The sequence below is a fragment of the Streptomyces sp. NPDC008001 genome, assembly GCF_042958085.1.
In the GTDB taxonomy this organism is placed as follows: Bacteria; Actinomycetota; Actinomycetes; order Streptomycetales; family Streptomycetaceae; genus Streptomyces.
On sequence record NZ_JBIBIZ010000002.1, the window covers coordinates 668,270 to 681,999 of the forward strand.

Sequence of the window (13,730 nt, forward strand, 5' to 3'; positions counted from 1 at the left end):
AGCGGGCCGAGGAGCCGGCCGCCGGGGCTTACAGCTGGCCGGACGCGGCGATGGTGATCTTCGCGGAGGTGGCGCCGCTGCCGGAGCCGAGCGCCTCGATCTTCTTGACGAGCTTCATGCTCTCCTCGTCGGCGACCTCGCCGAACACGACGTGCCGGCCGTCCAGCCAGCCCGTCACCACGGTCGTGATGAAGAACTGGGAGCCGTTGGTGTTCGGCCCCGCGTTGGCCATCGACAGCAGACCCGGACGGTCGTGCTTGAGCTTGAAGTTCTCGTCGGCGAACTTCTCGCCGTAGATGCTCTTGCCGCCCGTGCCGTTGCCGGCGGTGAAGTCGCCGCCCTGCAGCATGAAGTCCGGGATGACGCGGTGGAAGGAGGAGCCGGCGTAGCCGAAGCCCTTCTCGCCGGTGGCCAGCGCGCGGAAGTTCTCCGCCGTCTTGGGCACGACGTCGTCGAAGAGGTTGAAGTTGATGCGCCCGGCGGGCTCGTCGTTGATGGTGATATCGAAGTAAACCTTGGTCGTCATGTGCTCCATCCTGACATCCCGGGCCGGGGGCCTGCCGCCGAGGCACCTCCGAACGGCCGTATGACCGGTCGTACCGAGATGAGGCGCGGCCCGCCCGGTGCCATCGTGTGAATGTGACGACGATGGAGCTTCCCCTGGTCGTGGGCGTCGACGGGTCCGCCGGCAGCATGCTGGCGCTGGACTGGGCCGTGGACGCGGCCGCCCGCCGCCGGGCGAGGCTCCGCATCGTCTACGCCTCCCGCTGGGAGCGCTACGAGTCCCGCCTTCCGGAGCCCGGCGAGCCCTCCGCCGAGGCGGTGGCCGAGGAGCGCGTCGTCGCCGTCAGCGAGCTGCGGGCCCGCGAGCGCAGCCCGGGCCTCGTCGTCGAGGCGGAGGTGCTCCCCGAGGAGCCCCTGAACGCGCTGCTGGACGAGTCCCGCCGGGCCCTCGCGCTCGTCACCGGCCCGTCGGGCCGTGGCACGCTCACCGGCCTGCTGCTCGGCTCGGTCAGCCTCTCGGTCGCCGCCCGCGCCCACTGCCCCGTGGTCGTCGTCCGGGGCGAGGAGCGGAACGTCCGCGGCGAGTACGGCCGGATCGTCGTCGGCGTCGGCGCCCCGGAGGAGGCCCCGGCCGCCCTCCGCTTCGCCCTCCGCGAGGCCGCGGCCCGCGGCTGCGGGGTCGAGGCCGTACGGGCCTGGCGCCACCCCGCGCACCAGTCGGCGGACCACTACCCGCTGCCCAGCGACGACGCCATCGAGCACGAGGAGCTCGCCGGGCGCGAGCTGATCGAGGCCCTGCGCGAACCGCAGCGCGAGTTCCCCGACGTCACCGTGCACCGCACGGTCTACGAGGGTCACGCCCGGCAGGCGCTCATCGACGCGTCGGCCACCGCTGACCTGCTCGTCGTCGGCGCGGTGCGCCGCCGCCGGGGCTTCGGGCTGCAGCTCGGCCGCGTCAGCCACACGGCGCTGCACCACGCGGGGTGTCCGGTGGCGGTCGCCCCGCAGGAGTGACGCAGGAGTGACGTCAGGAGGGGCCTTACGGGTGGCGTCAGGAGTGGGGTCAGGAGGGGGTCAGGAGTGGGGTCAGGAGTGGGGTCCACCGGCGGGACGGCTTGAACGTGTTCAAAAACGGGTCTACAGTCTCGACCACGAAGCTTTTGAACACGTTCAAGAAGGGGTGGGGGACGTGGATCTCACAGTCGTCGCATACGCCATCTACCTGGCGATCAGCCTGGGCCTCACGATCTGGGTCGCGCGCACGCTCAGCCGCAACGGACGGGTCTTCCTCGCCGACGTCCTGCACGGAAACGAGAAGCTCGCGGACGCCGTGAACCACCTGCTGGTGGTCGGTTTCTACCTGGTGAACCTCGGCTTCATCGCCCTGTACCTGCAGGACGACACCACGGTCGGCAACGCCCGCGGCGTCTTCGAGGTGCTGTCGCGGAACCTGGGCGTCGTGCTGCTCGTGCTGGGCGCGATGCACCTCGGCAACGTCTACGTCCTCAACAGGTTCCGCCGCCGCGGCCTGATGGACCGGGAGCAGGTCCCGCCGGTCCTGCCGCAGGGGCACGCGGGGGAGCAGGGGCCGTGGGCCGCGCCGGCGGCCGGGCACTGAGCCCCTCATGGAGACCGCCAAGGCTGCGACCACCGCTGCCACCGCCGCTGTCGGCGTTGAACGGGTCCCGGTTCGCCGGCTCACCGTCCTGTACGACGCGCAGTGCTCCCTCTGCACCTTCGTGCGCAACTGGCTCGTACGCCAGAAGCAGCTCGTCCCGCTCGACCTCGTACCGGTCGGGTCGGACGAGGCCCGGCGCCGCTTCCCCGAGCTCGACCAGGGGGCGGCGTTCAAGGAGATCACGGTGGTCGGAGACGCCGGCCAGGTCTACCGGGGCGCCGCCGCCTGGGTCGTCTGCCTGTGGGCGCTCTCCGCGTACCGCCCGCTCGCCCACCGGCTGAGCACTCCGTCCGGCATGCGCTTCGCCCGCGGGGCGGTGCTCGCCGCGGCCAAGTACCGGGGGTCGCGCCAACAGCCACCGACTGCGGGCGCGAGCGGCTGGGTGTACGCACCGGCCGTGGGATGGACGTACATCGCCCCTCCGGCCGCGGGCGATGAGTGCGCATGCGGCGACGGCGGCGGCAACGACGACGACGACGGTGACGGCAGCAACCGCTGTGGTGTGCGGGATGCGTAGCCCCGGCCCCCGCACGATCGTCGGCCTCGCCGCCTTCGGGGCCGTGGCCGCGCTGGCCGCCCTGGTCGTCCTCCTCAGCCCGCCCGCCGGTTCGGCGGAGCGCGCGGACGTGATCGGCTCGTGGCGCAGCTACCAGGGAGCCGAACTGACCCTGCACGCGGACGGCACGCTCACCGCGGCCCGGCTCCCCACCTCCTTCGCGGAGGACGACGACGAGCGGCCCACGAAATGGTTCACGGGCAACGGCACCTGGTCCCTGAAGAAGAAGCCCAAGCTCGGCCATCAGCGGATCCGGCTCGCGTTCGGCGAGACGTTCGAACTGTCGATCGCCGGCGAGGGCGCCCGGGACGGCCTCTTCATCAGGCCGTCCGGGGGCACGGCCACCCAGTTCCGCTTCAAGAAGACCCTCTAGGCTCTGACCGTGCCAGCAGCAGAGAACGAGCCCCGGCCTGCGAAGCCCGCACCTGCGAAGGGCGAGAAGAGCGAGCAGACCCGCAGTCTGATCCTGGAGACCGCGATGCGGCTCTTCCAGGAGCGCGGCTACGACAAGACCACCATGCGGGCCATCGCCAAGGAGGCCGGTGTCTCCGTCGGCAACGCGTACTACTATTTCGCCGGCAAGGAACACCTGATCCAGGGCTTCTACGACCGGATCGCGGCCCAGCACCAGGCGGCGGCCCGCGAGGTGCTGGACCGGGAGACCGATCTGGAGGCGCGGCTCTCCGGCGTGCTGCAGGCCTGGCTGGACATCGCCACGCCGTACCACGAGTTCGCGGCCCAGTTCTTCAAGAACGCCGCCGACCCGGACTCACCGCTCAGCCCCTTCTCCGCCGAGTCCGAGCACGCGCGGGAGGCGGCCATCGACATCCACCGCGAGGTGCTCGCCGGCGCCAAGACGAAGATCCCGGCCGAGCTCGCCGGCATCCTCCCCGAGCTGATGTGGCTCTCCCAGATGGGCCTCGTCCTCTACTGGGTCTTCGACCGCTCGCCCGACCGCGAACGCACCCGCCGCCTGGCCGACCGCGGTGCCCGCCTCACGACCCGCGGCATCGCCCTGGCCCGCTTCCGGCTGCTCCGCCCCCTGGTCATCGAAATCCACGAACTCTTCACGGACTTCCTCCCGGGCATGGCCCAAACGGCAGTAGCCCGCAAGTCGTAAACCACAAGGGCCCACGGCCAAGAGGGCACGGCAATCAACCGCCTACAGGCGCTACCCGGCAGAACTTCGACCGGCCCCGTACGCGCGGGGGCCGTCCGTAAGCTGGGAGGTGAGCCGGGGCGTGACCGCGACCGGGCCATGACTTCGAACCCCGGGGTGACCGAACTTGACCGAGCCGGACAGCGCGGCAGGCATACGCAGCGAGGCGGGAGAGGCCGCCCAGGCCGGTCGGCGGCGGATGATCCCCCTGCTTCTCGCCGTGGCGGCTCTTGCCTACCTGATCGACCTGGGTAGCAAGCTGGCCGTGGTCGCCGAGCTGGAGAACCACGCTCCTGTTCAGGTGATCGGCTCGTGGCTGGAGCTACGGGTGATGCGCAATCCCGGTGCGGCGTTCGGCCTCGGTGCGGCGACCACCATCGTGTTCACGGGCATAGCCGCGGTCGTTGCCCTGGTGATCATCCGCCTGGCGCGCAAGCTCTACAGCGCCCCGTGGGCGGTGGCCCTGGGCCTGCTCCTCGGCGGCGCACTCGGCAATCTGACGGACCGCCTCTTCCGCACCCCCGGGGGCCTGCGGGGCGCGGTCGTCGACTTCATCTCCGTCCGCGGCTTCAGCGTGATGAACCTCGCCGACTGGGCGATCTGCTGCGGGGGCGTACTGATCGTGTACTTCTCGCTCCGGGGGTGGGAGCTGGACAGTGCGGCACCCGCGGCACCCGCCCGGGTGCCGCACCGTTTCACTCGTCCGGGCAGACAACCACGCTGAAGTTACTGTCGGGCCCGGGCCCCGAACTGGCTCCGAACTCCGGTTTGGGCTGGGATCCGTGGGGTGGGTGCGGGTCAGAACAGGCTGGCAGCGGGGGGAGGGGTGGGGGTGCGGGTTCGGTGCCTTTTGCCCGGGGTGGTGGGTGGCTGGGCGCCGTACTCCTGCCGTCGCGGATGCGGGCGCGTGAGGAGACCGCGCCCATAGGTTGTGGCTGGCGGGGAGCCGGCTGCTGCCGCGATGTGGCCGGGCCCGTCGTGGGCGCTTCGCTCGGCTCGCCACCGTCGTGGCCGAGCGGGCGGCTGCCGCGGAGTGGGGGCTGGTGTCAGTACAGGCAGTAGGGGTCGAAGTTCTGCCGGGTAGCGCCTGCAGGCGGTTGATTTCGGGGCCCTCTCCGGTGGCGACGTGCGTCAGCCGACCGGCCCACGGCAGTAGAGGGCTCGGGCGCGTTCCAGGTCGACCGGTCTGTCCTCCGGCAGGTGCAGGAAGTGGTTCACCTGCCACGCCTGCGTGCTCGTTGCCTGGCGATTGGTCGTCGTCACCCACGGCGGGTACACACGGAAGCCTCGCTTCCCGCCCGAGCCGTTCCGGGACATGATGCCGCGCTCGCACAGCACCTCCCGCGGGAACACGAACTGGCCGAAGTGCCCGCCCTCGCGGCTGCTGATGACGAAGAGGTCAATCCCGTCCTCGGCGTCGAAGGGCCGGATCGGGCCCCCCTCCGCGGACCGCTGCCACACGGTGACGAACTGGCCGACCTTGGTCGGAGTCGTCTTCCCCACGCGGAACTTGACCGAGAGCCCGTCCAGCGTGAAGCCGTGCGCCGCGTACTCCTCCCCCTCCGCGTCCGGAACCGGCCGCGAGCAGATCATGCCGCTCGGCTCGTACACCCGGGTTTTCGCCGCCAGCAGGTCCGCGGGAAGCCCCGACCAGGACCAGGATTGATTCGCCCCCATTAAGGCCGGGTCCTAGGCTTTCGGTGGGCGGGCGGCGGTGACGAAAGAGCCCAGGCCCGGGGTGGTGACGATCAGACCCTCGTCGCGGAGGGCGGTCTTGACCTTGCGGACCGTACCGCGGGCTACACCGAACTCCTGCTCCAGTTGAGTCTCCGAGATCAGGTGATTCACGGGGTACTCGCCGCTGGCGATGCGCTGCCGGATTACGTCGGCGATCTGCGTCCACTTGGGACGAGTGGGGTCGAACTCCATCACGCGCAGGACTGTACGCGTTGACGAACATCCGAACATAGGCACGGACGGCCTTGAGCGGGCATGCCCAGGCATGGACAGGTGACCGTGCGTGGCGGTAGCTTGCTTCACAGAGGACCCCCGCGACCGCTCGCAACGGCCCGGGGGCATGGCCACCAGCCGTAGGAGCTGATGACAGTGAAGGACTCTATCTCCCGCCTCCTCGCCCGGACGAGGGCTCTCTTCAGCCGTCGCGCGGCGCCCGAAACCCCCGTCGCGCCCGCCGAGCCCGCGCTCGAACCCGAGCAAGCTCCCGAGCCCGAACCCGAGCACGCTTCCGCCGCTCCCGAACCCATGCGTCCTCACTGCGGTGTCTACGTCTGGGCGACCGCGCACGGGATCGATCTGCGGCCCACCACCGCGCTTCTCACCTGCACCTGTTCCGAGGACGAGGAGCCCGTCCCCATTCGCGACCCCGCCCCCGCCGCCGACACCGAGCTCCTCCGGGCCAAGGTGCGTGAGGTCAACGCCCGTAGTACTTGGGGGAAGTGAGGCGCGGGCTCAGTGGTGGAATGCCGTCGCCACCGTCTCCGGGCGCCCCAGCGGCCGGGGCTGGCGGCGGAGTTCCGGGAGCAGGGCGTGGAGGTCGTCCATGAAGAGGTCGGCCAGGTCGTGGGAGAAGCCGTTGCGGCAGACGATGCGGAGGACGGAGAGGTCCTCGCGGCCGGGCGGGAAGGTGTAGGCGGGGACGAGCCAGCCGCGTTCGCGGAGGCGGCGGGAGACGTCGAAGACGTCGTACGCGTCGATGCCGTCCGCCGTGGTGAAGGCGAAGACGGGGAGTTCGTCGCCGCGGGTCAGGAGGCGGAAGTCGCCGGTCTCCCCGATCATGCCGGACAGGCGGCACGCCACGTCGCGGGCGTTCTGCTGCACCGCCCGGTATCCGTCGCGGCCCAGGCGCAGGAAGGTGTAGTACTGGGCGGCCACCTGGGCGCCGGGGCGGGAGAAGTTGAGGGCGAAGGTGGGCATGTCGCCGCCGAGGTAGTTGACGCGGAAGACGAGGTCCTCGGGGAGGGCCGCGCGGTCGCGCCAGAGGGCCCAGCCCACGCCCGGGTAGACCAGCCCGTACTTGTGGCCGGAGGTGTTGATGGAGGTGACGCGCGGAAGGCGGAAGTCCCAGACCAGTTCCGGGTCGAGGAAGGGGGCGACCATCGCGCCGGACGCGCCGTCGACGTGGACGGGCACGTCCAGGCCCGTACGGTGCTGGAGTTCGTCGAGGGCCGCGCAGACGCCGGCGACCGGCTCGTAGGAGCCGTCGAAGGTGGAGCCCAGGACGGCGACGACGCCGATGGTGTTCTCGTCGCAGAGGGCCGCCGCGGCGCCGGGGTCGAGGTGGAAGCGGTCGCCCGCCAGGGGCACCTGGCGGGCCTCGACCTCCCAGAAGTTGCAGAACTTGTCCCAGCAGACCTGGACGTTGGCGCCCATGACGAGGTTGGGCCGGGCGTCGGCCGAGGGGTAGCGGTGGGAGTTGCGGGCGGCCCAGCGCCGTTTGAGGGCCAGGCCGGCCAGCATGCACGCCTCGCTGGATCCGGTGGTCGAGCAGCCGGTGGCCGCGGTCGGGTCGGGCGCGTGCCAGAGGTCGGCGAGCATGGCGATGCAGCGGCGCTCCAGTTCGGCCGTGCGCGGGTACTCGTCCTTGTCGATCATGTTCTTGTCCCGGCACTCGGCCATGAGCACGTCCGCCTGGGGCTCCATCCAGGTGGTGACGAAGGTGGCCAGGTTGAGCCGGGAGTTGCCGTCGAGCATGAGCTCGTCGTGGACGATCTGGTACGCGGCGTGCGGGGTCATCGGCCCGTCGGGCAGGCGGTGGCGCGGCGGCGCGGTGTCCATGCCGTCGACCGGGTCGGCGTCGCCGTGGAGGAAGGGGTTGACCGCCAGACTGCGGCGGGCGGCCGGCCCGCCCCTGCCTTCCGCCGTGCTGCCGCCTCTGTGCAATGCCATATCCGTACGTACCTCCTCTGGTCCGGGTGCTCGGGACAATACGGACTTGCACCTCACGTAACGGCAGGGCGCACCGTGGAGTGCGCAAGAGGAAAGGAGCGCGGATGAGCTACTCCGTGGGACAGGTTGCCGCCTTTGCCGGCGTGACCGTAAGGACGCTGCACCACTACGACGAGATCGGGCTGCTCTCGCCCGGCGGTCGCAGTCACGCCGGGCACCGGCGCTACGACGACGCCGACCTCGACCGGCTGCAGCAGATCCTGTTCTACCGGGAGCTCGGCTTTCCGCTGGAGGAAGTGGCGGCGCTGCTGGACGACCCGGGCGCGGACCCGGTCGAGCACCTGCGCCGCCAGCACGGTCTGCTCACCGAGCGGATCGAGCAGCTCCAGCGCATGGCCACCGCCGTCGAGCACGCTATGGAGGCGAAGAAGATGGGGATCAAGCTCACCCCGGAGGAGAAGTTCGAGGTGTTCGGGGACTTCGACCCCGACGAGCACGCCGAGGAGGTCGAGCAGCGGTGGGGCGACACCGAGGCGTACAAGGAGTCGCAGCGCCGGGCCGCCACGTACACGAAGGAGGACTGGCAGCGGATCCAGGACGAGACGAACGCGCTCAACGCGCGCATCGCCGCCCTGATGGCCACCGGCGCGGCCGCGGACTCGGCTGAGGCCATGGACCTCGCCGAGGAGCACCGGCAGCAGATCCGGCGCTTCCACTACGACTGCACCTACGAGATCCACACCTGCATCGCGGAGATGTACGTCACAGACGAGCGGTTCGCCGCGTACTACGACGCGATCCGGCCCGGCATGGGCGCCTACCTGCGGGACGCGATCGTCGCTAATGCGGCGCGGAGTGCCTGACGGCGGGGTGCCGGGTGCTTGATATGACCGCGGGGCGGTCCGGTCGCTGACCGGGCCGCCCCGCTCGTGTTCCGTAGCGGACCGTTACGTCACGGGCGTGGGGAGATCACCACTGCCGTGCCGTACGCGCACACCTCCGTGCCCACGTCCGCCGCCTCGGTGACGTCGAAACGGAACATCAGCACCGCGTTCGCCCCGCGCGCCCGCGCCTGTTCGATCAGCCGCTCCATGGCCTGGTTGCGGGTCTCCACCAGGGTCTTGGTCAGGCCCTTGAGCTCGCCGCCGACGAGGGACTTCAGTCCCGCGCCGATCTGGCTGCCGATGTGGCGGGAGCGCACGGTGAGGCCGAAGACCTCGCCGATGACGCGGTCCACCTTGTAGCCCGGCACGTCGTTCGTGGTCACGACCAGGACGTCGGACTGGGACTGCCCGCCGCCGTAATCCTCGATGCCCATCGCATCCACCTCCGTCTGTGCAGTGTGTGCAGTTTTGCGGTTGCGTGACCAGGACGCATGCGGGGGGCGCGGGGTTGCGCCGACCGGACGTACGCCGGGACGGGGCCTTCGGCACAAGCGGCAGGGGGTATTCCTCCCGCACACTGGTAAGCGCACTGGAACGTGGGGGGTCCCGGCCTCGTTGGTAACTTGGGGCCGCGCATCACCCCACTCCGCCTGTGCCCGGGCCTCGCACGAGCCTGCGCCCTCGACCCAGGAGCCTGTCACCCGTGACCCCCATGACCACCCTCGCGCTCGGCCCCCAGTGGCTGGACGCGAACTATCTGATCGAGCAATTCGGTCTGATCGGCGTCCTGGCCATCGTCTTCGCGGAGTCCGGCCTCCTGATCGGCTTCTTCCTCCCCGGTGACTCGCTGCTGTTCACCACGGGCCTGCTGGTCACCACGGGTCAGCTCAACAAGCCCCTGTGGATGGTGTGCGTGCTGGTGGGGCTGGCGGCGGTCCTCGGCGACCAGGCGGGCTATCTCTTCGGCCGCAAGGTCGGCCCCTCGCTGTTCAAGCGGCCCGACTCGCGTCTCTTCAAGCAGGAGAACGTGGAGAAGGCGCACGACTTCTTCGAGAAGTACGGACCGAAGTCGCTGGTCCTGGCCCGTTTCGTGCCCGTGATCCGTACGTTCACGCCGATCATCGCCGGCGTGAGCCGGATGAACTACCGCTCGTTCCTCATCTTCAACATCATCGGTGGCGTCCTGTGGGGCGTCGGGGTGACGCTGCTCGGCTCGGCGCTGGGCAAGGTCGAGTTCGTTCACCAGCACATCGAGATGATGCTCGTCGCGATCGTGCTGATCTCGGTGGTGCCGATCGCCATCGAGTTCCTGCGGGCTCGCTCGAAGAGCAAGAAGGCGGCGGAGGCCGAGGCTGAGGCGGACGCGGAAGCGGAGGCTGAGCAGGTGGCGGTGCCGGCGCCGGCGTTCCCGATCGGCGGGCCGGCGGCGCCTTCGCCTGCGCCTTACGGTGGGCCCGGTGCGCCGGCTGCTCCGGGGGCGTATGGCGGCCCCGGCGCGCAGGGCGGCTACGGCAGGCCCGGCGGCATGCCGGGTGCCGTGCCGGGCGCCATGCCGGGCGCCATGCCGGGTGCTATGCCGGGTGCTATGCCCGGTTATGGCGCGCCTGGTGGTTACCAGGGGCAGAGTGGATATCCGGGCCAGAGTGGCCCCCAGGGCCAGGGCAGGCCTCAGGGCCAGGGTGGAGTGCAGCCCGGTGGACCGCAGGGCCGTGGCGGCTACGGCGGCCAGGACGCCCAGGGTGGCTACGGCCAGGGTGGCCCCGGCGGTCAGAGCGGCTACGGCCAGAGTGGTCAGGGTGGCTACGGCGCCCCGGGTGGCCAGGGCCCGCGCGTCGGCCAGAGTGGGCCGGGCGGTCAGGGTGGTTACGGCGGCCCGGGCGCTCAGGGTGGTCAGGGTCCGCGCGGTGGTCAGAGTGCCCCGGGTGGTCCCGGGGGTCAGGGTGGCTACGGCGCCCAGGGCGGTCCCGGTGGTTACGGCCAGAGTGGTCCCGCCGGTCAGGGTGGCTATGGCGGTCAGGGTGCCCAGGGCGGTTACGAAGCTCCCGGCGGATACCAGGGGGGCCGTGGCGGTTACGGCGGCCCCGGTGGTCAGGGTGCCCCCGGGGGTTACGGTGCCCAGGGCGGTTACGCGGGCCAGGGTGGCCCGGGCGGTCAGGGTGGCTACGCAGGCCCCGGCGCTCAGGGCGGTCAAGGTGGTCAGGGCGGCTACGTAGGCCATGACGGCCAGGGCAGCCAGACCAGCCACCCCGGCCAGACCAGCCAGAGCACCCCCGCCGACTACGGCGACCAGGGTGGCTACGACAGCCACGACGACGATCACGGCGGCTACGGAGCCCCCAGCGGTCCGAGCGACCCCGGCTCCGGCGATCAGCGCCCGCCCGCCCCGCGTGGACGGCACGCGCGCCGCTGAGGCGCTGCCTCAAGCGCGCCCCTCAAGCTCGCTCCCTGAACACCCCTCCCAGCCCTCCATCCCCTCCCGTATTCCGCATATCCCCTGCCCCACTGGGCACACGCCCCTCTGATCAGGCATGGTGACCCTAGGGCTAGAGCTTCGCCGGGATTCCGGCGGTGGCGCGGGGCGTATGAGGAGCGCGAGGTGGCTGAGCGGCAGCGGGGCGGAGGCGGGGCGGCCGGAGAGGCCTCCGAGGACCGCAAGCCCCAGTCCGACGAGGCGCGCAGCGCCTTCACTCCGCCGCTCGGCGTGCCGCTCCCGCCCCCGCCGGAGGACGAGCACCCGACGTCCGAGTTCGCCGTCCCGGAGGGCATCGCTCCGGAGCCGCCCAGCGAGCCCGAGGGGTCGGCCTTCACGCTCCCCGCGGGTGCGGTCGCCCCGGATTCCAGCACCACCCAGGGCACCCCGATCCCGGCCTTCACACCCCCGTACGGCACGCCCAAGATCAGCCTGACCAAGGACACGCCCTGGCAGGACCGCATGCGCACCATGCTGCGCATGCCGGTGGGGGAGCGGCCCGCGCCCGAGCGGGCCGCGAAGCAGGACGAGCCCGGGCCGCCCGTCCCCCGCGTCCTCGACCTGACGCTCCGCATCGGCGAGCTGCTGCTCGCGGGCGGCGAGGGCGCCGAGGACGTGGAGGCGGCGATGTTCGGCGTCGCGCACGCCTACGGGCTCGACCGCTGCGAGCCGACGGTCACCTTCACGCTGCTGACGGTCAGCTACCAGCCCTCGCTGGTGGACGACCCGCTGACCGCCCACCGCACGGTGCGCCGCCGCGGCACGGACTACACGCGGCTCTCCGCCGTCTTCCGGCTCGTCCACGACATCACCACGCGCGGGCTGACCCTGGAGGAGGCGTACCGCCGCCTCGCCGAGATCCGCCGCAACCGCCACCCGTACCCCGGCTGGGGCCTGACGGCCGCCTCCGGGCTGCTCGCCGGCGCGGCGAGCATGCTCGTGGGCGGCGGCCTGGTGGTGTTCCTCGCGGCGGCGGCCGGGGCCATGCTGGGCGACCGGCTGGCGTGGCTGGCGTCGGGGCGCGGGCTGCCGGAGTTCTACCAGTTCGTGGCGGCGGCGATGCCGCCGGCCGCGATGGGCGTCGCGCTCAGCGCGCTCGCGAACCACGGGTACGTGCACGTCCAGGCGTCGGCGGTGATCACGGGTGGGCTGTTCGCCCTGATCCCCGGGCGGGCGCTCGTGGCGGGCGTCCAGGACGGCCTCACGGGCTACTACATCACCGCTGCGGCCCGGCTGCTGGAGGTCGGCTACCTGATCGCCGGCATCGTCTGCGGCGTGCTGATGGTGCTGTACGGGGGCGTGCACGTCGGCGGGGCCACGCTCAACCCGGAGGCGGCGCTGGAACGCGTCGAGCGGCCGGTGATCCAGATCATCGCGGCGATGCTGCTGGCGTTCGCGTTCGCGGTGCTGCTCCAGCAGGAACGTCACACCGTGTGGGTGGCCACGCTCAACGGCGGGATCGCCTGGGTGGTCTACGGCGCGCTCGCCGACACCGTCAAGCTGGACGCGGTGCCCGCAACGGCGATCTCCGCCGGGCTCGTCGGCCTCTTCGGGCAGCTGCTCTCCCGCTACCGGTACGCGTCCGCGCTGCCGTACGTCACGGCGGCGATCGGGCCGCTGCTGCCGGGTAGTGCGGTGTACTTCGCGCTGCTGAACTTCGCCAAGAACGAGCTCAACACCGGCATCGCCAGCCTCACCAAGGCGGCGGCCCTGGCGCTGGCCATCGCGATCGGGGTGAACCTCGGGTCGGAGATGGCCCGGATGTTCCTCAAGGTGCCGGGAGAGGCGGCGGGCCGCCGCGCGGCGAAACGGACGCGCGGCTTCTAGCAGGCCTCACGCGGAGCGCGCCGCATGTTTCCGGGCGCCCCGGCAGGCCCCGCCCCACGATTCCGGATGCCCGGCGGCCTTTGCCCGGCGCGAGGGCGACCCGCCCCGGCGGACGTTCCCGGCGGTGCCGGGCGCGCGGGCCGGACCCGTACGCGACGTACAGGGCCGGCCCCGCGTCAAAGCGAGCCGCAGGCTCAGTGGTGGGCGCCGCCGGCGGCCTCGAGGCGCTTGTAGGAGGCCTCGATCTCGGCCTCGGCCTCGGCGCGGCCGACCCAGTCCGCACCCTCGACCGACTTGCCCGGCTCCAGGTCCTTGTAGACCTCGAAGAAGTGCTGGATCTCCAGGCGGTCGAACTCCGACACGTGGTGGATGTCGCGCAGGTGCTCCATGCGCGGGTCGTTCGCCGGGACGCACAGCAGCTTGTCGTCGCCGCCGGCCTCGTCGGTCATGCGGAACATGCCGATGGCGCGGCACTTGATGAGGCAGCCCGGGAAGGTGGGCTCGTCCAGGATGACGAGGGCGTCCAGCGGGTCGCCGTCCTCACCGAGGGTGTTCTCGACGAAGCCGTAGTCCGCCGGGTAGCTGGTCGAGGTGAAGAGACGGCGGTCCAGGCGGATGCGACCGGTCTCGTGGTCCACCTCGTACTTGTTCCGCGAACCCTTCGGGATCTCGATGGTGACGTCGAACTCCACGGGTGGCTCCTCCATGATCAACACATACGTCTGGTGATTAAGTGTCTCTCACGT

At 71.3% G+C, this 13,730-nt stretch carries 16 protein-coding genes; 10 read left to right on the forward strand and 6 right to left on the reverse strand.

Annotated elements, in window-relative coordinates; all coding sequences use genetic code 11:
• Window positions 1-28 precede the first annotated feature (28 nt).
• The gene (locus ACFZCD_RS08050; protein WP_391828926.1) at window positions 29-526 is read right to left on the reverse strand and encodes a peptidylprolyl isomerase; all 498 of its coding nucleotides are present in this window, start codon (window positions 524-526) and stop codon (window positions 29-31) included.
• A gap of 122 nt (window positions 527-648) precedes the next feature.
• Between ACFZCD_RS08050 and ACFZCD_RS08055 the strand changes: the two genes are divergently transcribed.
• The 6 genes from ACFZCD_RS08055 to lspA all read left to right on the forward strand — a co-directional run bounded on the left by ACFZCD_RS08055 (window position 649) and on the right by lspA (window position 4,621).
• The gene (locus tag ACFZCD_RS08055) at window positions 649-1,518 is read left to right on the forward strand and encodes a universal stress protein (RefSeq protein ID WP_391829022.1); all 870 of its coding nucleotides are present in this window, start codon (window positions 649-651) and stop codon (window positions 1,516-1,518) included.
• Between the two features lie 175 nt (window positions 1,519-1,693).
• Window positions 1,694-2,122: a hypothetical protein gene (locus ACFZCD_RS08060; protein WP_391828927.1), complete on the forward strand. Its 429-nt coding sequence runs from the start codon at window positions 1,694-1,696 to the stop codon at window positions 2,120-2,122.
• Window positions 2,123-2,129: 7 nt separating this feature from the next.
• On the forward strand, window positions 2,130-2,699 hold the full coding sequence (locus tag ACFZCD_RS08065; protein WP_391828928.1) for a thiol-disulfide oxidoreductase DCC family protein: 570 nt from the start codon (window positions 2,130-2,132) through the stop codon (window positions 2,697-2,699).
• Window positions 2,692-3,111, forward strand: coding sequence for a hypothetical protein (locus ACFZCD_RS08070; protein WP_391828929.1), 420 nt, complete (start codon window positions 2,692-2,694; stop codon window positions 3,109-3,111). Before ACFZCD_RS08065 ends, ACFZCD_RS08070 begins: the two co-directional genes overlap by 8 nt.
• Window positions 3,112-3,216: 105 nt before the next feature.
• Window positions 3,217-3,858 (forward strand): TetR/AcrR family transcriptional regulator, encoded by a 642-nt coding sequence (locus ACFZCD_RS08075; RefSeq protein WP_391829023.1) that lies wholly within the window; start codon window positions 3,217-3,219, stop codon window positions 3,856-3,858.
• 166 nt (window positions 3,859-4,024) lie between these two features.
• Complete coding sequence (gene lspA / locus ACFZCD_RS08080; RefSeq protein ID WP_391828930.1) at window positions 4,025-4,621, forward strand: signal peptidase II; 597 nt, start codon at window positions 4,025-4,027, stop codon at window positions 4,619-4,621.
• A 407-nt stretch (window positions 4,622-5,028) separates the two neighbouring features.
• Here the strand turns inward: lspA and ACFZCD_RS08085 are convergent, their stop codons facing one another.
• Window positions 5,029-5,574: a MepB family protein gene (locus tag ACFZCD_RS08085; RefSeq protein ID WP_391828931.1), complete on the reverse strand. Its 546-nt coding sequence runs from the start codon at window positions 5,572-5,574 to the stop codon at window positions 5,029-5,031.
• Between the two features lie 12 nt (window positions 5,575-5,586).
• Window positions 5,587-5,829: a GntR family transcriptional regulator gene (locus ACFZCD_RS08090; protein ID WP_391828932.1), complete on the reverse strand. Its 243-nt coding sequence runs from the start codon at window positions 5,827-5,829 to the stop codon at window positions 5,587-5,589.
• Between the two features lie 174 nt (window positions 5,830-6,003).
• Between ACFZCD_RS08090 and ACFZCD_RS08095 the strand changes: the two genes are divergently transcribed.
• Complete coding sequence (locus tag ACFZCD_RS08095) at window positions 6,004-6,357, forward strand: hypothetical protein (protein ID WP_391828933.1); 354 nt, start codon at window positions 6,004-6,006, stop codon at window positions 6,355-6,357.
• Window positions 6,358-6,366: 9 nt separating this feature from the next.
• Here the strand turns inward: ACFZCD_RS08095 and ACFZCD_RS08100 are convergent, their stop codons facing one another.
• Window positions 6,367-7,803: a glutamate decarboxylase gene (locus ACFZCD_RS08100; protein WP_391828934.1), complete on the reverse strand. Its 1,437-nt coding sequence runs from the start codon at window positions 7,801-7,803 to the stop codon at window positions 6,367-6,369.
• Window positions 7,804-7,907: 104 nt separating this feature from the next.
• Between ACFZCD_RS08100 and ACFZCD_RS08105 the strand changes: the two genes are divergently transcribed.
• Window positions 7,908-8,666: a MerR family transcriptional regulator gene (locus ACFZCD_RS08105; protein ID WP_391828935.1), complete on the forward strand. Its 759-nt coding sequence runs from the start codon at window positions 7,908-7,910 to the stop codon at window positions 8,664-8,666.
• A gap of 89 nt (window positions 8,667-8,755) precedes the next feature.
• Here ACFZCD_RS08105 and ACFZCD_RS08110 read toward each other — a convergent pair whose 3' ends face one another.
• Window positions 8,756-9,121: a YbjQ family protein gene (locus ACFZCD_RS08110; protein WP_391828936.1), complete on the reverse strand. Its 366-nt coding sequence runs from the start codon at window positions 9,119-9,121 to the stop codon at window positions 8,756-8,758.
• A 278-nt stretch (window positions 9,122-9,399) separates the two neighbouring features.
• Between ACFZCD_RS08110 and ACFZCD_RS08115 the strand changes: the two genes are divergently transcribed.
• Both ACFZCD_RS08115 and ACFZCD_RS08120 read left to right on the forward strand, forming a co-directional pair.
• The gene (locus ACFZCD_RS08115; RefSeq protein WP_391829024.1) at window positions 9,400-11,097 is read left to right on the forward strand and encodes a VTT domain-containing protein; all 1,698 of its coding nucleotides are present in this window, start codon (window positions 9,400-9,402) and stop codon (window positions 11,095-11,097) included.
• A gap of 186 nt (window positions 11,098-11,283) precedes the next feature.
• Window positions 11,284-12,984: a threonine/serine exporter ThrE family protein gene (locus ACFZCD_RS08120; RefSeq protein ID WP_391828937.1), complete on the forward strand. Its 1,701-nt coding sequence runs from the start codon at window positions 11,284-11,286 to the stop codon at window positions 12,982-12,984.
• Between the two features lie 194 nt (window positions 12,985-13,178).
• Here ACFZCD_RS08120 and ACFZCD_RS08125 read toward each other — a convergent pair whose 3' ends face one another.
• Window positions 13,179-13,676, reverse strand: coding sequence for an inorganic diphosphatase (locus ACFZCD_RS08125; RefSeq protein WP_030367366.1), 498 nt, complete (start codon window positions 13,674-13,676; stop codon window positions 13,179-13,181).
• Window positions 13,677-13,730: the final 54 nt, after the last annotated feature.